The organism is Streptomyces sp. NPDC041124 (assembly GCF_055592385.1).
Map to the genome: position 1 here is coordinate 45,894 of NZ_JBVIYR010000012.1, position 20,749 is coordinate 66,642.

Below are 20,749 nucleotides of genomic sequence, written 5' to 3' on the forward strand. Positions count from 1 at the left end.
GGGGACTCCCGTCCATGCCGGGGATCGTCCGCGCCAGGGTCCGGGCCGCTCTGCGCCGCCCGGACCGGGCCCCCCGAGCGACCCGGCCCGTACCGCTCTCCCCCGAGGAGACGGAGCAGCGGGCGCTGCTGCTGCGGCTGATGTCGCTGCTGCTGCAGTACCCCGACGCCGAACTCGCCGCCGCCCGCCCGGTGATCAGCAGCACCGTCGCGGCGCTGCCGCCGTCGTCCGCGACCGGGCACCTGGCCGAGTTCACCGCCTGGTTCACCGGCCAGGAGACCGACGCCCTGGAGCGGCACTACGTCGAGACGTTCGACCTGCGCCGCCGCAGCAGCCTCTACCTCACCTACTACCTGCACGGCGACACCCGCCGCCGGGGCATGGCGCTGCTCACCCTCGCCCAGCGCTACCGGGCGGCCGGCTGGGACACCGACGGCGGGGAACTGCCCGACCACCTGCCGGTCGTCCTGGAGTTCGCCGCGCTGGCCGGCCCCGGCAGGGGCGAGGCGCCGCTGCGCCAGCACCGGCGCGGCATCGAGCTGGTGCACCGCGCCCTGTCCGACGCGGGTTCGCCCTACCGGCACGTCCTCGCCGCGCTGACGGAGCTGCTGCCGCCGCCGACCGCGGCCGACCTGCGGGCGGTGGCCGAACTGGCCGCCCAGGGTCCGCCGAACGAGGACGTCGGACTCGACCCGTACGGGGCCGGGGAGTTCGCGCCGCCGGGCGCCTTCGTCCCGCCCGCCCCTGCCCCGCCCACCCTCGCTCCGCCGACCGCCCCGCACCGTCAGGAAGACCGCTGATGAACACCTCCGGAGCCGACCTCCTCCTCTGGGTCGCCGTCCCCTACGTCTGCCTCGCGGTGTTCGCCGTGGGGCACGTGTGGCGGTACCGGCAGGACCAGTTCGGCTGGACCTCCCGCACCAGCCAGCTCCTGGAGCACCGCTGGCTGCGCTGGGGCAGTCCGCTGTTCCACCTCGGCGCGTTCATGGTGATCGCCGGGCACGTCGTCGGGCTGGCGGTGCCCGCCTCCTGGACGGAGGCGGTGGGCGTCGACGAGCACGCCTACCACAGCGTCGCCGTGTGGGCCGGTTCGGTCGCCGGGGTCGCCATGGTCGTCGGTCTCGGCATGCTGTGCGCCCGCCGGCTGCTGAGCCCGCGGATCCGGCACCGTACCGACCGCAGTGACAAGGTGCTCTTCCCGCTGCTGTCGGCGACCGTGCTGCTGGGCATCGCCGCCACCGCCGCGCACAACGTGTTCGGGGCAGGGTACGACTACCGCTCCACCGTCTCGGTGTGGTTCCGCGGCCTGTTCGCCCTCTCGCCGGAGCCCGGGGCCATCGCGGGTGCCCCGCTGCTGTTCCAGCTGCACGCCCTCACGGCCTGTCTGCTCTTCGCGGCCTGGCCGTTCACCCGTCTGGTCCATGTGTGGAGCGCGCCGGTCGGCTACCTGGTCCGTCCCTACGTGGTCTACCGGCGGCGGCGCGCCGCATGAGCGCGACCGTGGCCGGCACGTCGGGGCGGCGCACCGGGTGGCTGATGGCGGTGACCGGTGCGGTGGGCTGGCTGGCGTCGTTCCGGCTGACGGTCGACGACTGGCGTCTGCTGAAGGATCCGGCGTACGAGCCGTCGTGCGACGTGAGCCCCGTGGTGGGCTGCGGCAGTGCCATGGCGAGCTGGCAGGGGAACCTGCTGGGCTTCCCGAACATGCTGCTGGGCCTCGGCGCGTTCGCCGCGGTGGCCGCCCTCGGTCTGACCGTGCTGGCCGGGGGACGGCTGCCCCGGGCGCTGTGGCTCGCGCTGAACGCCGGGGCGCTGGGGGCGGTGGGCTTCGTGCACTGGCTGGTCTGGCAGTCGCTGTACGACCTGAACCGTCTCTGCCCGTACTGTGTCGTCGTCTGGCTGGTGACCATCGCGCTGTTCTGGTACCTGACCCTGCACAACCTCCGGCACGGCGTCCTCCCCGTCCCGCGCGGCGCCCGCGCCGCCGTGGACGTGGTGCTGGAGAGCCACTGGCTCCTCCTGGCCGGCTGGTACGGCGTCATCGTCCTGCTGGTCCTGACCCGCTTCTGGACCTACTGGAGCAGCCTGCTGTGAGCAGGCCGGCGGGCCCCCTCCCACGAGCGGAGGGGGGCCCGCCGGTGTCAGCGGCCGCCGTCGTGGCGCAGACGGTCCCGGGCCTCGGTGGCGATCACGGCGGCCTGGATGCGGCGCTCCACACCGAGCTTGGCCAGCAGGCGGGAGATGTGGTTCTTCACCGTCTTCTCGGCCAGGTACAGCCGCTGGCCGATCTGCCGGTTGGTGAGCCCCTCGCCGATCAGCTCGAGGATCTCCCGCTCCCGGTCGGTCAGCCCGGGCAGCGCGTCCGGCCGCTCCTCCTCCTTGCGCTCCCCGCCGCGCAGCCGGGCCATCAGCTTGGTGGTGGCGCTCGGGTCGAGCAGCGACTGGCCCCGGGCCACCGTGCGGACGGCCGTCACCAGGTCGGATCCGCGGATCTGCTTGAGCACGTAGCCGGAGGCCCCGGCCATGATCGAGTCGAGCAGGGCCTCCTCGTCGTCGAACGAGGTCAGCATCAGACAGGCCAGGTCGGGCAGCTGCGAGCGCAGCTCGCGGCAGACGCTGACGCCGTCCCCGTCGGGCAGCCGGACGTCGAGGACGGCGACCTGGGGGCGGAGGGCGGGGACACGGACGAGGGCCTGTGCGACGGTGGCGGCCTCACCGACCACCGTGATGTCCGGCTCGTCGTTCAGCAGGTCGTGCACCCCGCGCCGGACCACCTCGTGGTCGTCCAGCAGGAAGACCCGGATCGGGTTGTCGGGGCCGGGCTGCTCGCCGTCCGCCATCGCGTGCTCCTCGTTTGCGCGTGCAGTGTTCCGCCACGATCCTCGCCGGTCCAGGGCCTGACGGCCAGGGCCGGTCGGCCCCTGTTTTCCCGATTCCGTCCCCATGAGCACCCGTACGGTAGCGGCCGCCGACGGCCCCGGACGGACTCCTTCCGTTCCGGGCGGCGCACTCAGGTCGCCCTCCGTTCAGCCGTCGGCCGGAGAACCACTTCGGTGTGTGGGTCTCGTGAGAGAAGTCAAGTAATGTTCGGGGCAGGCGTGTTGCCGCCAGTCGACTGCTAAGATGATCTTACTTTCAGTAGGCTGGCGGCGCGTCATGCACGCGTACGGGGGACAGTCTCTAAGGCCCCACCGCTGAGGAGTTGAGGCTTGGTCCCGCCCGTGGATCCGCGCCGCCCGACGGCCGGACCCGTCTCACGGATGCGCGGTCTTCCCGCACTCCCGGCGCGATGCGACTTGAAGAGAGTCTCATGACGTCATTGATCGAGGATCCACTGCTGTGGATCCTGCTTGTGGTGCTCGCAGCCGCGGTCTTCGCCGTGGTGCGGGCGCGGAGAACCAATCTGGCGCTCCGAAGAACCAAGAACGACCTGGAGACGCACCTGGGCCACGCGCAGGGACGTATCGACCAGCTCCAGGGACACATATCCGCTCTGGGCGACCAGCACCGCGGTGACCTCGCGAACGTCCGGGGGGACGCGGAAGCGTCGACCAAGGCCGTGCTGAAGTCGGCGATGGGCACCCTGCAGTCGCTCTCCGAGGAGCAGCAGCTGTTGCTCGACGGCCTGCTGAAGAAGTACGGCAACGACACCGAGGTGCTGGCCGACCTGATGGCGGTGGACCACACCGGCAGCCAGTTCGGCCGCCGGGCCAAGGGCATCTCGGTGCTCTGCGGCGGGTGGCTGGGCCGGCGCGAAGGCGTGGCGACGGTCTACGACGTGGCGCGCAGCGCGCAGGGCCGCATCAAGGACTTCAACCGGGTGAGCATCCACGCCCAGGTCAGCGTCGCCGTCTCCAGCAAGGCGGTGGAGCCGGTGGCGGTGGTGCTGGCGGAACTGCTGGACAACGCGACCACCTACAGCGCTCCGGGCACACCGGTCGAGGTCAACATCCAGGCCGTTCCGACGGGCGTGTGCTTCATCGTCGACGACGCCGGTCTCGGCATGGACCAGGAGACCAAGGACCGCGCGGCGACCCTGCTGTCGGCCGACGGCCCGGTCGACATCACCGGTCTCGGTGACCCCCCGCGCTTCGGGTTCGCGGTGTGCGGCATGCTCGCCGCGCGGTACGGCTTCGCCGTCTCCGTCGGTTCGGTTTCCCCCTACGGCGGAGTGCGCGCAGTGATCCGAGTTCCGGAGAGCCTTCTGGCGGCCGAGGCCGTCACCCCCGCCGAGCCCGCGCGGGAGCCCGCGGCGCAGAGCCAGGAGAGCGCGCCGCAGCGGCTGGCCCCGGTCCCGGTGGGCCCGTCGCACGTGGTGGGCACGACATCCGGCGGACTGCCCAAGCGCCGACGGCGTCAGGGACCCATTTCGGTGGTGCCGGCCCCCGAGCCCGCCATCGACGAGCAGACGTCCGAGTCGGCCGGTGAGGTGACCGCGTCCCGCCTGGGGGCGTTCGCTCGCGGCACGCAGCTCGGGCGGACCACGAACACCACGGAAGGACCTGACCACCAGTGAACACCGACCTGTCGTGGGTGCTGAACGACGTGCTCGAGGTGCGTGGAGCCCGCCACGCGGTCCTCGTCTCGGGTGACGGCCTGCTGCTGCAGCGTTCGGACGACATCTCACGTGACGACGCGGAGACCAACGCCGCCGCGATGAGCTCCATGCAGTCCCTCAGCCGGGCGGTCGCCGGCTTCGTGGGGGCCGGGCACGGCATCTGGAAGCAGACGCTGCTGGAGTACGACGGTGGCTGGATCTTCCTGATCGCCGCGGGGCAGGGTGCCTACCTGGCGGTCTCCGCGGCGCCGGACGTCGACATGGAGGCCATGTCGTTCCGCATGCAGAAGACGGTGACGGCGCTGAGCAAGGCGATGAGCGTGGCGCCGCGCTCCGACAACGGTGCCGGCGCATGACCACGCCCGGCGAGGAAGCACCCGTCACCAGCGACTTCGTCCGCTCGTACGTCATCACCGGCGGGCGTGACCTGCCCTCCTCCGACGAGCTGGCGCTGCACACCCTGGTCACCCTGGCTCCCGAGCGGACGCTGCCGCTCGGGGCCGGTCCCGAGGTCAGGGCGATCTGGGAGCTGTGCGCGGGTGGCTACCTGTCGGTCGCCGAGGTGGCGGGCCACCTCGGCCTGCCCGTCGGGGTGGCCCGGCTGCTGCTCACCGATTTAGCGGAACAGGGGCACCTGCTGCGCCGGGCCGAGCCGCCCCGGGCCCAGAACGTTGACAGAGCGACCCTCGAGAAGGTTCTGAATGGACTCCAATCCCTCATCGGCTGAGACGGCGCAGAAGTCCATCTACGTCTCCAGCGAGGTCACCAACGCCGCCAAGATCCTCGTCGTCGGGCACTTCGCCGTGGGCAAGACGACCCTCATCGGCTCGCTGTCGGAGATCACTCCGCTGCGCACCGAGGAGAAGATGACCCAGGCGTCGGTCCACGTCGACGACCTCAGGGGAGTCACGGACAAGACCACCACCACGGTCGCCCTCGACTTCGGCCGCCTCACCCTCAGCGACGACCTGGTGCTGTACCTGTTCGGCACCCCCGGTCAGCAGCGCTTCATGCAGCTCTGGGAGGACATGGCCCGTGGTGCCCTCGGGGCGCTGCTGCTGGTCGACCCGGCGCGGCTGGAGGAGACCTTCCCGGTCATCGACCTCGTCGAGCGGTACGGCCTGGAGTACGCCATCGCCGTCAACTGCTTCGACCCCGCCGCCACGTACAGCGAGGCGGAGGTGCGGGAGGCGCTGGACCTGCTGCCGGACACTCCGGTCGTCTACTGCGACGCCCGCGAGCAGCAGTCGTCCGCGATGGCGCTGATCGCGCTGGTGCGGCACCTGCTCGAGCGCGCGGCCTGACCTCCCCGCGTCCGCCCGGCCCGGGGCCCCGGATCCCCGGGCCCCGGGCTCCCGGATCACTAAGGAAGACTTCATGGATCCTCACTCCACGTCCACGGCGACCGCCGGCAGATGCCCCATGCACGACGCCGCGTTCGCCACCGATCCCCACCAGGTCTACGAGCGGTTGCGCGAGCACGCCCCGGCGGGTCCGGTCGAACTCGCCCCCGGTGTGGACGCCACCCTGGTCGTCGAGCACGAGATGGCGCTGCGGGTGCTGCAGAACACGGAGCTGTTCGCGCGCGACGCCCGCCGTTGGAAGGCCCTGAACGAGGGCCGCATCAGCATGGACAGCCCGGTGCTGCCGATGATGGCGTACCGGCCCAGCTGTCTGTTCACCGACGGCGCCGTGCACCTGCGGCTGCGCAAGGCCGTCGTGGACAGCCTGGCCCGGCTCAGCACCACGCGGATCCGGCGTGACGTCGAGCCGATCGCCGACTACCTGATCGACCAGTTCAGCGAGCGGGGCCGGGCCGATCTGCTCGGTGACTACGCCAAGTTGCTGCCGCTGCTGCTGTTCAACAAGCTGTTCGGCTGCCCGGCGGACATCGGCGACACCGTCACCACCGCCGTGTCGGCGATCTTCGACGGCAAGGACGCGCTGCGCGCGAACGAGGAGCTCACCGCCTCGCTCATGGAGCTGATCGCGCTGAAGCGGCGCAGCCCCGGCGACGACGTCACCTCCTGGCTCATCCAGCACCCCGCCGGGCTGACCGACGAGGAGCTCAAGGACCAGCTGGTGCTGCTGATGGGCGCCGGCATCGAACCCGAACGCAGTCTCATCAGCAGTTCCCTGATGCTGCTGCTGTCCGGGAGCGGCGGCAGGCAGAGCGGCATGCTGATCGAGGAGGCACTCGATCACGTGCTGTGGAACCAGACGCCGATCGCCAACTACGCCACCCACTACCCCGTGCAGGACGTCGATCTCGGCGGACACGTGGCGGAGGCGAACACCCCGGTCGTGATCTCCTTCGCGGGCGCCAACGGCGATCCCGCGCTGGACGAGGCCCGCCGCGCGCACAGCAAGGGCGCCCACCTGGCGTGGGGCGCGGGGCCGCACGCCTGCCCGGCGAAGGATCCGGCGCAGGTCATCGCGACCACCGCGATCGAGCGGCTGCTCAACGCGCTGCCCGACCTCACCCTGACCGTGGCGGAGCGGGAACTCCAGTGGCGGCCCGGGCCGTTCCACCGCGCGCTGGTGACCCTGCCGGTGACCTTCACCCCCACACCGGCCACCCGTACGGCGGCCGCGCTCCGCGACCGGAGCCCGGCCGCCGGTGCGCAGCCCATGACGGCGACCGTGTCCGAGCCGGTCCGGCAGGACCCGGCACGCAAGAAGGGGTTCTGGAGCAGCTTCCTGGACGTGTTCCGCGTCTGACTGCATGTGACGGGAGCAACACCGAACGACACATGACACGGGTGGGTGGAAGGGTAGGTTCCGGCGGTAACGGTAGCGTTCAGCCTAAGGAGCTCCACTTGACCGCCGTTGGCGACATACGCGGGTCCGTCCACGACCGGCGAGCCGTCATCTCCCTCCTCCGCCACCTGCGTTCGGCCGAAGGGCAGGCCGACCCCCTTCCCGTCTGGGAGGGGCTACGCGCCCTGGGGGACGTCGTACGCGCCCCCTGGGGCGCCTACTTCGTCACCTCGTTCGAGGCATGCAGCCAGGTCCTGCGCGGCAGGAACTGGCTGGTGCCGGACTTCGCCTGGCAGGAACGGCAACCCGACCCGAGACGCTGGCAGGAGCCGGCCACCCAGGAGCTGACGGGCACCCTGTCCCGCATCAACGCCCCGACGCACACCTGCCAGCGCCGCGCCCTGGGCAACCCGTTCGACCGCTCCACCCTGGAGAGCATGCGTCCCCGGATCGCCACCTTGGTCTCCGGGCTCCTGGACGACCTGGACAAGCGCCTGCGTGCCGACGGGGAGGCCGACTTCGTCCATACGGTCGCCGAACTCCTGCCGGTCCGTACGGTGGGTGAGTGGCTCGGCATCCCCGAGGAGCACCACGCGCACATCCTGGACTTCGCCCACCGGCAGGCCTACGCCCAGGAACTGCTGCCCACCAAGGAGGAACTGGCGCAGGCGGGCCGGGCCACGCTGGAGATGCGGGAGTTCTTCAGTGAGCTGATCAGCCACCGGCGGGCGCACCCCGGCAACGATGTCCTCACCGGCTGGATCCACCACTGGGACGCCCAGTACCCGCACGACCCGGCCGCCGCGGCGCGGGTGATCTACCACCTGACGATGTTCATCACCATCGCCTCGCTGGAGACCAGCGCGGTGCTGCTGACCAACGCGGTGCGGTTCGCCACCGGGGAACCCGGCCGGGCGGACTGGCTCCGGGCCCACCCGGAGCACATCGAGGACCTCGTGGAGGAGACCCTCCGCTACGACCCCCCGGTCTGGCTCAACTCCCATGTGGCCGCCGACGACACCGTCCTCGCCGGCACCCCCATCGCCAAGGACACCACCGTCCACATCCTCTACGGGTCGGCGGCCCACGACCCGCGCCGCAACCCGGACCCGCACGTCTTCGACATCCTGCGCGCGGGAGGCCACATCACGTTCGGCAGCGGCCCCCACTACTGCCTCGGCGCGGCCCTCGCGCGCTTCGAGGCGCACGAGGTGATCGCCCAGGTGCTCGAGCGCTTCCCCACCCTCCGGCCGGTCGGTGCCCCCTCCTACGACAACTCCCGGCTCGTCTTCCGCCGCATCACGTCACTGAAAGTATCGATATGAACGCCCAGCCGATCGCCGAGCTCCCCGTCGACCGCATACTCAAGACCCTGCGCACCTACCGGCAGGGCCCTCTGCTCACCGTGGAGCTGAACCTCCCGGAGGAGGGCAACGCCGTCAGCGACGCCATGCTGGACGACCTCCTCACCGTCCTCGACGACCAGGATCCCGCGGTCCGGGTCCTGGTGCTGGCCGCCGCCGGGGAGGAGTTCTGCCTCGGTGGCGACCGGCGGGAGTTCCCCCGGCACCTCGACGACGATCCGACCGGGGGCGGCATCCGCGTCTCGGGTGCGAAGGCCCTGCGGGTGTGCGAGGCGCTCACCGCCAACCCGGCCGTCACCATCGCCCGCGTCCAGGGCAGGGCCGTCGGCGCCGGCGTCGGCCTCGCGCTCGCCTGCGACCTGCGTGTGGGCGTCGACACCGCGACCTTCCGTCTGCCGGAGCTCGCCCTGGGGGTGCCGCCCGCCTGGGGCGGGCTGCTCCCCCGGCTGATCAGCGAGGTGGGGGTCGCCCGCGTACGGGAACTGATCCTCACCGCACGGGTCTTCGACGCCCAGGAGGCCCTCGGTCTGTCGGTGCTGCACAAGGTCGTGCCGCGTGACGCGCTGGACGCCGCCGTCATGGCCTGGGCCAGACCCGTGCTGCGGCGGCCGGCCTCCGCCGTACGGGTCACCAAGGCCATGCTCAACTCCCTCGCCGCCCCCACCCGTCTCGCCGACGTCTCGGTGTTCGACCCGGAACTGCTGACGGCGATCCTCACCGAGCAGCGCCACACCGGCTCGGCACGCTGACCTCCGGCGGGCCACGCGACGGGGGACGCGTGGCCCTCACGGGAAAACGCGTTGCGCGGCGCCTTCCCCGCGCCGACCCTTGGTTCCCATGCCCTACTCGCAGCGTCCCGCCGCGCTCACCGACGCGCCCGCCATCACCGCACTGCTCAACAAGGTCGACGAGATCGAGATCGGCGGACCCGAGACCGACCTGCACGCCGTCCAGGCCGACCTGAAGCACCCCGGAACCGACCTGGAGCGGGACTCCTGGCTCACCTGGGACGGAGACCTGCTGGTGGCCTACGGGCTGCTGTGGGACGAGTCCGAGGGTGAGCGCGTGGACATCGACCAGTACGTCCTGCCCGACCACCAGGAGGCGGCCGCCCGGATGCTCGAGGCCATGGAGGCCAGGGCACTGGAGAAGGCACGGGAGAACGGGGCCGAACGGGCGGTGGTGCATCTGCACCTGAATGTGGCGCCCACGCTCGACACCGGACTGCTGCGCGCCCGAGGCTGGCGGGTCGTCCGCCGCTACCACGTCCTGCACCGCCCCCTGGACCCCGCACGCGACCCGGTGCCTCAGGTCCCCGCCGGCGTGCGCGTGCGCGACTGCGCCGCCGAGGCGGACCGCAGGCGGGTGCACGAGCTGTACCAGGCGTCCTTCGCCGACCACTTCGACTTCCAGCCGCGCGCCTACGGGGACTGGGTGCACGACATCGACGCCGAGGGCCTGGACTGGTCGCTGGTGTGGATCGTGTCCACCGACGATCTGGGCGACGCCGGTTTCCTGCTCGCGCGCAACGACCGCGAGGCCATGGGGTGGATCCGCAGCCTCGGTGTGCTGCCCCCGGCGCGCGGCCGGGGGCTCGGCGGATTCCTGCTGCGGCGGGCGTTCGCGGCCTTCGCGGCGCGGGGGCGGGACACCGTCGGCCTCGGCGTGGACACCGAGAACACCACCGGGGCGCCCCGCCTGTACGACCGGCACGGCCTGACGGTGCGTTACGCCGTCGACACCTGGGAGACGGTGGTGAACTGACGGCCCGGTGCCGCAGGTTCGCGGCAGCCCGTGGATTTCATGGCGGTCGTCGCCCGCCGGCGCCCGCACGGGCCGCGACCACGGCCCCACGGGCGCCGTCTGCGAGAATACGGGCGGATCACGGAGCTCCGCGGTGTGCGGTGCTCGCCGCCCGACGGGAGCACGCACGGTGTCATCACAGCACGGAGTCCCCCTCCCCTCCCCCGGGTACCGCGAGGACCTGCGGGCCGACTGCGCGGCCTGCTTCGGCCTGTGCTGCGTGGCCCTGCCGTTCGCCCGCTCGGCCGACTTCGCCGTCACCAAGCCCGCCGGACGGCCGTGCTCCCACCTCCGCACGGACTTCCGCTGCGGCATCCACGAACGGCTGCGCGACAAGGGCTACGCCGGCTGCACCGTCTTCGACTGCTTCGGCGCCGGGCAGAAGGTGTCCCAGGTCACCTTCGGCGGCACCGACTGGCGTGAGGCGCCACAGACGGCGCAGGCCATGGTCGAGGTCTTCCCCGTCGTGCGGCAGCTGCACGAACTGCTCTGGTACATCACCGAAGCCCTCGGTCTCGCTCCCGCCCGTCCCGTCCACGGCGAACTCCGGCGTGCGCGGGACCGGATCGACGGCCTGACCCGCGGCAGCGCCGAGTCGATCGCCGGCCTCGACGTGCACGCGCTGCGCGGCGAGGTCAACGTGCTGCTGCTGCGGGCCGGCGAACTCGCCCGGGCCCACGTCCCGGGCCGCAGGAAGAACCACCGCGGGGCCGATCTCGTCGGCGCGAAGCTCGCCGGCGCCGGTCTGCGGGGGGCGAGCCTGCGCGGCGCCCTGCTCGTCGCCGCCGACCTCAGCGGGGCGGACCTGCGGGACGCCGATCTGATCGGGGCCGACCTGCGCGACGCCGACCTCAGCGGCGCCGACCTCACCGGCGCCCTCTTCCTCACCCAGGCGCAGCTGAACTCCGCCAGGGGCGACGCGGCCACGGTGCTGCCGCCCGCGCTCAGCCGCCCCGCCCACTGGTGACCGGCCGGGCCCGTCCGGCGAGTACCTTGCCCGGGGTCCGCGGGAGCTCCCGGTAGCCGACCCTGCGGGTGAAGTCGGTCCGCTACGAGCGGGATGCGCCAACGGTCAAGCACGCCGGTCTCTTCGGCGCCCTGCACGCACGCCGTACCGCGCTCCTCGACGGCGCCGACGACACGCTGTTCATCGGACCGGCCGACCGTGTCCCGGAGGGCACCTGGAACGCCGGCTTGAACCGGCTCGGGCCAGTACTTTCCCCGATCGACGGGATTCGGACCCGTCAGGTCCCCCGAGTTCGCCGGTGGACCGGTTGCGGCGGATGAGCAGGTGCCGATGGCTGTCGGTGCCGATGTGGATCCAGGCCCAGCGTCACGGGATCGCCTCGTCAGACCGGATAACCAGAAGCCCCGTTGTCCTCGACATTGGCCACCATCGTGCGAAGCACCTTGAGCGCGGCCACGTACTCATCGTCGCTGATGCCTTTGTGGACTACGGCGCGTACCTCGGTCGCCAGCTCACGAAGCCGCGCTCTGGCGGCCTCCCCGGCATCCGTGAGGTGCAGGCGCTGCCCGTCGTCGATCCGCAGCCATTCGCGGTGGATCAACTGGTCGACGACCCTGGCGATCTCGTGCGGGCCGTCGGCAAGGTGCGTCAGCTGCGCGACGACCCCCTCGCGGCTCGGCGCCGCAGGGCCGCCGTCGACGCGGTTGAGCACCCAGTACTGCGGCTGCGTGACGTCGAGCTTGGCCATCGCGTCACGCAGATACCGCGTGACGGTCGCGTGGGCCAAGCCGCTCCAGTAGCCGATCGGCTGAGTGGCCAGCATGTCATCCGTCGCGGCCGGGTTCGCCGGCGCCTGGTCAGTGGTGGTGCCTATCAGCGATTCCATGATCGCGACGCTACATTCCCTCCGGCGCACTGAACCACCGGGATGCGCCATTCACTGCAACTCGTCCAAGGCAGCGCGTCATCCGCCGGCAGCCGGCCTGGGTACCGCTGACGCCTCGGCGGGCGAGGTGGGAGCATCGGGGCGACGTGCTCCCACAGATCATCAGGCACCAGATCATCCGACACCCGCAGAACTCTGCTGCCCACCAGCCCAGTTGCCGAGCCCTGGGCCAACCTCATGGCTCTGTGTACAGCTACAGCGCCCACAACGGCTGTTCCGTCGGCATAGTCGTGGTGTCGGAAAAGGCTGAGGAGATCTCCGGTGTGGACCAATCCCTGTACTCAGATACGACGACGGTTCGGGCGCGAACGCCACCTACCCGGGCCGCCATTGGCTGCCGATCTCGGATCTGTTGCCCTCGTTGTCGTGACGTACTGGGTGTAGCGACGACGTGCGTCGGTCAGGCTCTCCGCTCCGTTAGGGCCGCCCCAGACCTCGTCGGCGTTCGGGTCGTCCTGGCCATCGTCTTCCCAACTGCACTCGGCACAGATCTGGAACTGTCCGCGGGCTTCCAACGTCAAGAGCTTGCAGCAGGGACAGGCATACGGACCGCAGCCGGGCGGGCCGGCTCTGGTCGGTTCGTCGGGCGGTGTCACGCGTCGAGTGTTGCACGATCTGGGAGCAAGCCCTGGGCTGGTCGCTCATTCTGAAACGAACAGTAAGGGCCGTCCCGTAATTGATCTCTGACGGGCGGGAACGTGGGCGGTGATCAATCCGGACGCTCGTCTATCCGGCGAGGTTGAGGTTGTGCAGCCGGGCGATGCCGAGCTTGGCGTGGTGGACGCCATCGCCTGTGAGGCGGCAGTCGCGGAGGATCTTCCAGTTCTTCATGCGGGCGAAGACGTGCTCGACGCGGCGCGGACCTGCTTGTGGGATGCGCTGTGGGCCTGCTTCCCGTCGGGCAGCTCCCCGGCTTTCCGCCGCCGGTGAGGCATCACGAGTCCGGTGCCCGGATAGCCGTCGTCGGCGATGGTGATGGTCGTGCCGACGGCAGCCTTGGCACCTGACTCCTCCCATGCCGTGCAGTCATTGCGGTTGCCGGGTACCGGGCGGCCCACCAGGACGACGTGGCGGGTGTCAGCGTCGATGACGATCTGGTGGTTGGTGGAGTACCGATAGTTCTTGGACCGCTCGGCGATGGTGTGGTCTCGGGTGGGCACGAGCGTCCCGTCCACGATCAGTACGGTGCAGTGGGCGAAAGACCTGCGTGGCCGGAGCGCGATCATCGGCCCGAGAGGGTCGATGATCCGGTCTGCGGCCGACTTCGACACACCGCAGGGCGAGCTGCCGCATCGTCAAGTTTGTTCGCCAGTAGGCCACGACCAGCAGTGCCAGTCCCCCAGAGACAGGCTCCACGGCCGCCCCTCACCGACGGCGTCCGCACCCTCGCGCCGCAGAACCGTCACCAGCTTCCCGAAGGAACGCGGGCTCAGCCCGGTGAACGGGGCTATCCAGGACGGCCGCGACGCCGTAATCAACCTAGTCGCAACTGGGTCATCCCGGTTTCCACTGCCGGCCCATGCCCTCGATTCTGTGTGACGGGGTTCGTCCTCTGCGAGATGTGAGGGCTTCGGCGTCGGGCGCCTGGCACACCGATGAGTTTTCTGCGCTGCGGGGGTCCTCTTGGGCGTAACGCACACCACAGCAGTACGGCCCCTACGTGAACCGGAGAGATGGACATGGCAACAGCGCGAGAGCAGTCGGCCAGGGCCGAGGCCCGTGTCGTCTCCGCAGACGGCACCGAGATCGCATTCGAGCAGTCGGGCCGCGGTCCGGCCGTCGTCCTGGTTGCCTCGGCGCTGGCAGACCGCTCGGACACGACCAAACTTGCGGCTCTCCTCGCCCAGAACTTCACTGTGATCAACTACGACCGGCGGGGACGGGGTGCCAGCGGTGACGCCCATGCTTACGCCCCCGACCGCGAGATTGAGGACATTGCCGCCTTGGTCGAACACGTCGGTGGTTCGGCGTCGCTGTTCGGCTCGTCCTCCGGCGCCGTCCTCGCCCTGCGCGCGGCCGCTGCCGGAGTGAACATCGACCGCCTGGCTCTGTATGAGCCGCCGTTCGTGGTCGCCGAAGGAGACGACGGGCCACCCAAGGATCTCGCGCAGCAGATCACCGTGATGCTTGCGGAAGGTCGGCACAGTGACGCGGTCAAGTACTTCATGACCAGAGTGCAGGGCATGCCCGGCATCGCCGTGTTCTTCATGAAGCTCATGCCGAAGATGTGGGCAAACCTCACCAAGCTGGCCAGCACTCTGCCCTATGACATCGCGGTCATGGGCGATACCCAGCAAGGCGAGCCGCTTCGTGCCGAGGAGTGGAAAGGAGTGGCCGTACGCATCCGCGTGTTGACCGGCGGCAAGAGCCCGGCCGCGTTCCAGCGCGCCGCCCTCGCCGTCACCGAGATCCTGCCGCAGGCCGACCACCGTACTCTGCCCGGACTCAACCACGGCGCCGTCGTCATGGCCCCCAGGAAAATTGCCCCGCAGATCATCGAGTTCTTCAAGGGATGAGCGTGTCGTTCGAGCGGTTCGGCGGCGCTTGGTACCCCTCCTGGTACTCGGAGCGGAGCGCGACCCACGTCCAACTGACCGCCGAACCCTGAACGACCACGACTTGCGGGACGCCTTCAGGGGTTGTTGCACATGCCGTAGCGGCATGTGGTGGGGTCGGGGCACCACAGCACGAAAGGCTCTGTCTGCGATGTACCCCTCCCTCACGCCTCCCCGGCAGGTCAAGATCGGTGATGCCGCTGCGTTCGCCGGGATCACCCCACGCGCCATCCGCCACTACCACGAGATCGGTCTGCTGCCGGAGCCAGAGCGCGGCGGGGACGGCCGCCGCCGCTACGGCTATGCCGACATGATCCGCCTGCTGTGGATCCGCAAGATGGCTGATGCCGGTATCAGCCTCGACGACATGCGGGCCGCCTTCGGCGAAGCCCGGGACGAAGCTGGAGACGAAGCCCTGGACCAAGCCCCGGATATCGAGTCGGTCCTGAGCAGGCTCGAGGAAACCTTGGCGGCGCAGGAGGCCACCATCAAACGTCGGCGCGCCGCTGTCCAGCACCTGCAGGCGGTGGGCAACCCGCTGGGGCTGCTCTCCGAACTGGTCACGGACCGTCTCAGCCACCTGCCCCCGGGCGCGTTGCGCCCCTCCGATCTGGACGCCCTGCTCGTCACGGAACGGATCTTCGGGCCGCTGGGCGCCGCCATCCAGGCCAGCACGTTCATCGTGCTGGCCACCCACCCCGACCTGCGGGCCGAGGAGGACCGACTTGAGGCGGCCGAGGCCACCCTCGACGACGGCGTCGAACCCGACGACCCGCGCGTCGAAGAGCTCGCCGTACAGCGATGCGCTTACCAAATGGCCCTGCATCAGGCCATCGAGGCAGCTGGTCTCGACGCGGCCGAGGAGAAGATCTTCGAGATCTACGACGCCGACCTGAAAGGGGAGGAGGGCACAGAGATGAGCGCCGCCGCAGCGATCACCAAGATGCCTTATGACTTCTCTCCTGCCCGGATGCGCTGCATGGAACTCGCCGGACGGCTCTTCGGTGAGGCCCTTGCCGACGCCCACTCCGCGGACAGCTGATCGCCTGTGCCTGGCACTGACGTGGCCCGACAACCGGTCGCGTTCATCCGTAGGTGAAGGTCGCGCAGGCTTGTGCCCGCACCACGCCCTCGGGATCCGTCAGCAGAGCCCGGCGTATCAGTTCCGGGGCCTGCGTCCACCACTGGGCGAGCGTCGCCCGTACCTCCGGATCCGGGTCGGCCGCCGGCCGAGCCCGCAGATCCCCGCCGGGAAGCGCGCCGGTTCGCGGATTCTCGGCAGCCTCAGCCGTTGAAGAACCCGCGCGTCGCCCCCGGGTTGGAGATCAAAGCGAGGGCGGGTTCGTCTGTGCCTTCGGGGGTTTGGCGGTTGTCACAGCCCTGGGGATCGACGGCGTACGGCGTCGGTGGCTGTCCACGGCGCGATGAGCGCGGCGGCCACGGAGACGTCGGCCAGGAGGAAGAACAGCGGTCTGTAGCCGCCGAGGTGCACGGCGAGAGCGGCACCGGCGAACGGTGCGAGTGCTGCTGCTGTGTGGGCGGGTGCGGTCAGGAGTCCGGAAAGTCGGCCGTAGTGGGTGGTGCCCCAGCGGTCGGTGATGGCGGTGGCCTGGAGGAGGGTGAGGTTGCCGCGGACCATACCGGCTACGACCGAAATGGCGATGAGGAGACCGTACGGGCCAGGGGCGGCGGCGAACGCGGCCGTGGTCAGTCCGCCGAGTGCGATGAGGATCGTGGTGCGGGTCATGGCGGTGGTGCGGCGGGCGAGGGCGGCGTACAGGGTGCGGCCGAGGGTCTGGCCTGCGCCGCCGATGCCGAGAGCCCAGGCGGCCTGGCTGGTGGTGTATCCGCGTTCCAGGAAGAGCGGGACGAGAGCGACGACGACGGCGTACATCGCAAAAGCCGACAGGGTGAAGGCGGCGGCGAGCAGCAGGAACGGACGACTGCGCGCAACATCGGCAGCGTCGGCGGCTGTGTGGGCAGGGCTCGTTGGAGCCTCGGGCCAGGGTGCGCACAGGGCCAGGGCGTGGGCCGGGATGGTGACGGCGGCGAGGATCGCGGCGAGCACGAGGTAGGTGTGGCGCCAGGACAGGTGGTCGGCGAGAGCTGCGGTCAGGGGTGCGAAGACGGTGGAGGCGAGTCCGCCGGCGAGGGTGACGATGGTCAGGGCGCGGACGTGGTCGGGGGCCCACCAGCGGGTGAGCGCGGCGAACGCGGGCTGGTAGAAGGTGGCCGCCATCGCGAGCCCGGCGAGCGCCCAACCGGTGAAGAAGACCAGCAAGTTGGGGGCCACGGCCACAATCAGCAGGCTGACCACGCCGAGTACGGAGCCGACGGTCATGACGGTGCGGGGGCCGCGCTGGTCGAGGATGCGGCCGACTCGGATCCCGGCGAGGGCGGAGACGACGAGGCCGAGGGAGAACGCGGCGGTGGTCGCCCCCGCCGGCCAGCCGGTCGCGGCGGTGATCTGGGGGTTCAGGACGGGGAAGGCGTAGTAGACGATGCCCCAGCTGACGATCTGCGTGGCGCAGAGGGCGGGCAGGGCGGCGCGGGGCCGCGACCGGTCCCCTGTTCCGGTCGCGGCCCCGCGCGTGGGGGTGCCCAGGCCGGTCACGAGCCGCAGCAGCCGCCCGCCGGGGCCTCCTCAGCAGCGGTCCCGACCGTGGCGGGGGCGCCGAGCTGGACGAGCTGCGGCGCGGGCGCGCAGCAGCCGCCACCGTCGGCCTCTTGGGCGCCGGGGGCGTCGAACAGGCCGGCGCCGCCGCAGACTCCGGTCTCGGGCAGGGTGAGTTCCACGCGGTCGGCGGACTTGAGGTCGCCGGCGATCGCGGCGGCCACTGAGCGGACCTGCTCGTACCCGGTCATCGCCAGGAAGGTGGGGGCACGGCCGTAGGACTTCATCCCGACCAGGTACACCCCCGGTTCGGGGTGGGACAGCTCGCGGTGGCCGTGCGGGTAGACGGTGCCGCAGGAGTGCTGGTTCGGGTCGATCAGCGGAGCCAGCTCGACCGGCGCCTGGAGACGCTCGTCGAGGCCCAGACGCAGCTCGTCGAGGAAGGACAGGTCGGGTCGGAAGCCGGTCAGCACGATCACCTCGTCGACCGGGTTCAGACGGCGGCCGTCCTCGCCGACCAGGACCAGGCGACCGTCGCCGTCGCGCTCGACCGCTTCGGTGCGGAAGCCGGTGACGGCGTCCGCGTGGCCCTCGTCGACGGCGGCCTTCGCCGCCAGGCCCAGGGCGCCGCGCGCCGGGAGCTGGTCGGCTTCGCCGCCGCCGAAGGTGGAGCCCGAGATACCTCGGCGCAGGATCCATACGCCCTTCGTTCCCGCGCCGTCCTTGGACTTGGCGAGGTCGGCGAGGTAGGCGAGGGCGGTGAAGGCGGAGGCGCCGGAGCCGATGACGGCGGTGCGCTTGCCCGCGTACCGGGCGCGGACGGCCGGGTCCTTGAGGTCCGGGACGCGGTAGGTGATCCGGTCCGCGGCGGCCTTCTCGCCGAGAGCGGCAAGGCCGCTGCCGCCGGCCGGGCTGGGTGTGGCCCAGGTGCCGGAGGCGTCGATGACGGCGCGGGCGAAGACGCGCTCCTCACGGCCGTCGGCGTAAGCGGCGTGCACGACGAACGGCTGCTGCTCGCGGTCGGCGTCCACGATCCGGTCCCTGCCCGCCCGGGAGACGCCGGTGACCGTCGCGCCGGTGCGGACCCGCTCGCCGAGGACGTCGGCGAGCGGCTGCAGGTACAGCTCGGCCCAGTCGCCGCCGGAGGGGTAGGTGGCCGGGTTCGGGCGCGTCCAGCCGGTGGGGGCAAGGAGCTTTTCGGCGGCCGGGTCGACAACCTCGCCCCAGGTGGAGAACAGGCGCACGTGCGACCACTCACGCACCGCCGCGCCGGCGGTGGGGCCGGCCTCCAGGACCAGGGGCTCGATGCCCTGGCCGAGAAGGTGGGCGGCGGCGGCCAGACCGGCGGGTCCGGCCCCGATCACGACAACGGGCAGTTCGGTGGTGGCGGGCGCGTTCACGGCGACTCCTTGCGTGTTTCGACACCTGTCGATGGCTTGCGCGGCCCAGCATGACACCTGTATTGATGGACGTCAACATAGACACTCGTCGAAACCAGGGGGATGTGCTGATGGAGCACATTGACGTCGCCGTGATCGGCGGTGGCCAGTCCGGCCTCGCCACCGCCCACGCACTGCTGCGCCGCGGGCTGCGGCCGGTGGTGCTGGAGGCGTCCGACCGCACGGCCGGGTCGTGGCCGCGCTACTACGACAGCCTGAGGCTTTTCTCGCCCGCCCGGTACAGCTCCTTGCCGGGGATGCCGTTCCCTGGTGCCGATCGCGACCGCTACCCGCATCGCGACGAGGTCGTCGCCTACCTCACCGCCTACGCCGGTCGCCTGGACGCCGAGATCCGCACGGGCTGTCGCGTCACGGGGGTCCGCCGCACCGGCGACGTCTTCGAGGTGGAGCTGGAGGACGGCGACCGGCTGTCCGCGCGGGCCGTCGTGGCGGCCTCCGGGACGTTCGGACACCCGCACCGACCCACGCTGCCGGGCATGAGGCACTACGCCGGACAAGTGCTGCACGCCGCCGACTACCGCAGTCCGGCCCCCTTCGCCGGCCGCCGGGTGGTCGTGGTCGGGGCCGGCAACTCCGCGGTGCAGATCGCCGCCGAGCTCGCCGGGACGGCACGGGTCACGCTCGCCACCCGGAGGCCGGTGAAGTTCAAAGCCCAGCGCGTCCTCGGCCGCGACCTGCACTTCTGGACGGCACGCACCGGCCTGGACACCGCACCCCTCGGCCGGCTCCTGTCACGCCCACCGGCGCAGCCGGTCCTCGACGACGGCCGCTACCGGGCCGCCCTGGCCGCCGGCCGACCCGACCGGCGGCCGGTGTTCACTGGCGCCGACGGGGCCAAGCTCGTCTGGCCGGACGGACAGCGGGAGGAAGTCGACACGATCGTGCTCGCCACCGGCTACCGCCCCGACCTGCCCTACCTCACCGCCCTCGACGGCGCCCTGAACAGCGAGGGGGACCCCCGGCACCGCGAGGGCATCGCCACGGGTGTGCCGGGCCTGGCGTTCGTCGGGCTGGAATGGCAGCGCGGTCTGTCGTCGAATTCGCTGCGTGGCGTGGGCCGGGACGCGGAGCGGATCGTCCGGCGCCTGGCTGCCCGTCTCACGCGCCGATGACGGCCCTCCCCGCACTGGTTCGACGCGTGTGAACATAGACGCATGTCGCATGCGAAGGTGCTGCCGCTGCTCAAGCCCGCCGACGGCCAGGGCGTGGCGCCGTGCTGCCCGCCGCTGGCCGAACGCCCGATGACCGCCGCCGAGGCCGAGACCGCCGCGCGGATGTTCAAGGCGCTCGGAGACCCGGTCCGCCTGCGGCTGTTCTCCGCCGTGGCCTCCCACGAGGGCGGGGAGGCGTGCGTGTGCGACATCTCGAACGTCGGCGTCTCCCAGCCCACCGTCTCCCACCACCTGAAGAAGCTCAAGGAAGCCGGGCTGGTCGCCTCCGAGCGGCGCGGCACCTGGGTCTACTACCGCGTCGAGCCGTCCGTGCTCGCCGCCATGGGCCGACTGCTGGCAGGCGCCTCGGCTGCGGCATGACCACACCCGGACTCCCGTCGGCAACGCCCAGGGACGCTGCGCCGACGGGCAGCGGGCAAGAGCGGTAGTGGATGAGCCGGACGGTTGCCTCCTGACGGGACGGAGGAAGCGGAAGACCGGTCGAGCCTGCCCCGGCCCCGGTGGGCGAATGCCGGGATCGCCGTCCGGGGCGGTGTCGGCGAGGACGGTC

21 protein-coding genes and 1 pseudogene are annotated in these 20,749 nt (G+C 71.2%); 16 read left to right on the plus strand and 6 right to left on the minus strand.

What is annotated here, in order from left to right; all coding sequences use genetic code 11:
- Positions 1–14: 14 nt before the first annotated feature.
- The 3 genes from narJ to ACZ6A9_RS28345 are packed head-to-tail and all read left to right on the plus strand — an operon-like array spanning position 15 to position 2,094.
- Positions 15–800, plus strand: coding sequence for a nitrate reductase molybdenum cofactor assembly chaperone (narJ, locus tag ACZ6A9_RS28335; RefSeq protein ID WP_468990902.1), 786 nt, complete (start codon positions 15–17; stop codon positions 798–800).
- The gene (narI, locus tag ACZ6A9_RS28340; RefSeq protein WP_468990905.1) at positions 800–1,492 is read left to right on the plus strand and encodes a respiratory nitrate reductase subunit gamma; all 693 of its coding nucleotides are present in this window, start codon (positions 800–802) and stop codon (positions 1,490–1,492) included. The genes narJ and narI overlap by 1 nt, the downstream gene beginning before the upstream one ends.
- Positions 1,489–2,094, plus strand: a complete 606-nt coding sequence (locus tag ACZ6A9_RS28345; RefSeq protein ID WP_468990909.1) for a vitamin K epoxide reductase family protein — start codon at positions 1,489–1,491, stop codon at positions 2,092–2,094. The genes narI and ACZ6A9_RS28345 overlap by 4 nt, the downstream gene beginning before the upstream one ends.
- Before the next feature lie 47 nt (positions 2,095–2,141).
- On the opposite strand, the gene ACZ6A9_RS28350 is transcribed toward ACZ6A9_RS28345, so the two are convergent.
- Entirely contained in the window at positions 2,142–2,840 is a 699-nt protein-coding gene (locus ACZ6A9_RS28350; protein ID WP_468990914.1) for a response regulator, read from the minus strand.
- A 470-nt stretch (positions 2,841–3,310) separates the two neighbouring features.
- On the opposite strand from ACZ6A9_RS28350, the gene ACZ6A9_RS28355 reads away from it, so the two are divergent.
- The 9 genes from ACZ6A9_RS28355 (at position 3,311) to ACZ6A9_RS28395 (ending at position 11,452) form a co-directional block, all read left to right on the plus strand.
- Positions 3,311–4,516 carry an ATP-binding protein gene (locus ACZ6A9_RS28355; RefSeq protein WP_468990917.1) on the plus strand — a complete coding sequence of 402 codons (1,206 nt, stop codon included), beginning with the start codon at positions 3,311–3,313 and terminating at the stop codon, positions 4,514–4,516.
- Complete coding sequence (locus ACZ6A9_RS28360) at positions 4,513–4,914, plus strand: roadblock/LC7 domain-containing protein (RefSeq protein WP_190099164.1); 402 nt, start codon at positions 4,513–4,515, stop codon at positions 4,912–4,914. The genes ACZ6A9_RS28355 and ACZ6A9_RS28360 overlap by 4 nt, the downstream gene beginning before the upstream one ends.
- Positions 4,911–5,285 carry a DUF742 domain-containing protein gene (locus tag ACZ6A9_RS28365; protein WP_468990921.1) on the plus strand — a complete coding sequence of 125 codons (375 nt, stop codon included), beginning with the start codon at positions 4,911–4,913 and terminating at the stop codon, positions 5,283–5,285. Before ACZ6A9_RS28360 ends, ACZ6A9_RS28365 begins: the two co-directional genes overlap by 4 nt.
- On the plus strand, positions 5,260–5,862 hold the full coding sequence (locus ACZ6A9_RS28370; RefSeq protein WP_468990923.1) for a GTP-binding protein: 603 nt from the start codon (positions 5,260–5,262) through the stop codon (positions 5,860–5,862). Before ACZ6A9_RS28365 ends, ACZ6A9_RS28370 begins: the two co-directional genes overlap by 26 nt.
- Positions 5,863–5,980: 118 nt before the next feature.
- A complete protein-coding gene (locus tag ACZ6A9_RS28375) occupies positions 5,981–7,279 on the plus strand; it encodes a cytochrome P450 family protein (protein WP_468991274.1) in 1,299 nt (432 codons plus the stop codon).
- Between the two features lie 98 nt (positions 7,280–7,377).
- Positions 7,378–8,643: a cytochrome P450 gene (locus ACZ6A9_RS28380; RefSeq protein ID WP_468990926.1), complete on the plus strand. Its 1,266-nt coding sequence runs from the start codon at positions 7,378–7,380 to the stop codon at positions 8,641–8,643.
- Complete coding sequence (locus ACZ6A9_RS28385; RefSeq protein ID WP_468990929.1) at positions 8,640–9,431, plus strand: enoyl-CoA hydratase/isomerase family protein; 792 nt, start codon at positions 8,640–8,642, stop codon at positions 9,429–9,431. Before ACZ6A9_RS28380 ends, ACZ6A9_RS28385 begins: the two co-directional genes overlap by 4 nt.
- A gap of 88 nt (positions 9,432–9,519) precedes the next feature.
- On the plus strand, positions 9,520–10,446 hold the full coding sequence (locus ACZ6A9_RS28390; RefSeq protein WP_468990933.1) for a GNAT family N-acetyltransferase: 927 nt from the start codon (positions 9,520–9,522) through the stop codon (positions 10,444–10,446).
- A 169-nt stretch (positions 10,447–10,615) separates the two neighbouring features.
- Positions 10,616–11,452: a pentapeptide repeat-containing protein gene (locus ACZ6A9_RS28395; RefSeq protein ID WP_468990936.1), complete on the plus strand. Its 837-nt coding sequence runs from the start codon at positions 10,616–10,618 to the stop codon at positions 11,450–11,452.
- 382 nt (positions 11,453–11,834) lie between these two features.
- Here the strand turns inward: ACZ6A9_RS28395 and ACZ6A9_RS28400 are convergent, their stop codons facing one another.
- The 3 genes and pseudogenes from ACZ6A9_RS28400 to ACZ6A9_RS28410 all read right to left on the minus strand — a co-directional run bounded on the left by ACZ6A9_RS28400 (position 11,835) and on the right by ACZ6A9_RS28410 (position 13,876).
- Positions 11,835–12,338, minus strand: a complete 504-nt coding sequence (locus ACZ6A9_RS28400) for a MarR family winged helix-turn-helix transcriptional regulator (protein WP_468990939.1) — start codon at positions 12,336–12,338, stop codon at positions 11,835–11,837.
- 341 nt (positions 12,339–12,679) lie between these two features.
- Complete coding sequence (locus ACZ6A9_RS28405; RefSeq protein WP_468990941.1) at positions 12,680–12,994, minus strand: CPCC family cysteine-rich protein; 315 nt, start codon at positions 12,992–12,994, stop codon at positions 12,680–12,682.
- Between the two features lie 130 nt (positions 12,995–13,124).
- A pseudogene (locus ACZ6A9_RS28410) lies at positions 13,125–13,876 on the minus strand (transposase).
- Positions 13,877–14,077: 201 nt separating this feature from the next.
- On the opposite strand from ACZ6A9_RS28410, the gene ACZ6A9_RS28415 reads away from it, so the two are divergent.
- Positions 14,078–14,914 carry an alpha/beta fold hydrolase gene (locus ACZ6A9_RS28415; RefSeq protein WP_468990944.1) on the plus strand — a complete coding sequence of 279 codons (837 nt, stop codon included), beginning with the start codon at positions 14,078–14,080 and terminating at the stop codon, positions 14,912–14,914.
- A 190-nt stretch (positions 14,915–15,104) separates the two neighbouring features.
- Positions 15,105–15,995 carry a MerR family transcriptional regulator gene (locus tag ACZ6A9_RS28420; protein WP_468990947.1) on the plus strand — a complete coding sequence of 297 codons (891 nt, stop codon included), beginning with the start codon at positions 15,105–15,107 and terminating at the stop codon, positions 15,993–15,995.
- Between the two features lie 330 nt (positions 15,996–16,325).
- Here ACZ6A9_RS28420 and ACZ6A9_RS28425 read toward each other — a convergent pair whose 3' ends face one another.
- On the minus strand, positions 16,326–17,567 hold the full coding sequence (locus ACZ6A9_RS28425; RefSeq protein ID WP_468990950.1) for an MFS transporter: 1,242 nt from the start codon (positions 17,565–17,567) through the stop codon (positions 16,326–16,328).
- Positions 17,564–18,967, minus strand: a complete 1,404-nt coding sequence (locus ACZ6A9_RS28430; RefSeq protein ID WP_468990952.1) for an NAD(P)-binding domain-containing protein — start codon at positions 18,965–18,967, stop codon at positions 17,564–17,566. The genes ACZ6A9_RS28425 and ACZ6A9_RS28430 overlap by 4 nt, the downstream gene beginning before the upstream one ends.
- Positions 18,968–19,077: 110 nt before the next feature.
- Here ACZ6A9_RS28430 and ACZ6A9_RS28435 point away from each other — a divergent pair, with 110 nt between their 5' ends.
- On the plus strand, positions 19,078–20,139 hold the full coding sequence (locus ACZ6A9_RS28435) for a flavin-containing monooxygenase (protein WP_468990954.1): 1,062 nt from the start codon (positions 19,078–19,080) through the stop codon (positions 20,137–20,139).
- Positions 20,140–20,181: 42 nt separating this feature from the next.
- Positions 20,182–20,559, plus strand: coding sequence for an ArsR/SmtB family transcription factor (locus ACZ6A9_RS28440; protein WP_468990957.1), 378 nt, complete (start codon positions 20,182–20,184; stop codon positions 20,557–20,559).
- Positions 20,560–20,749: the final 190 nt, after the last annotated feature.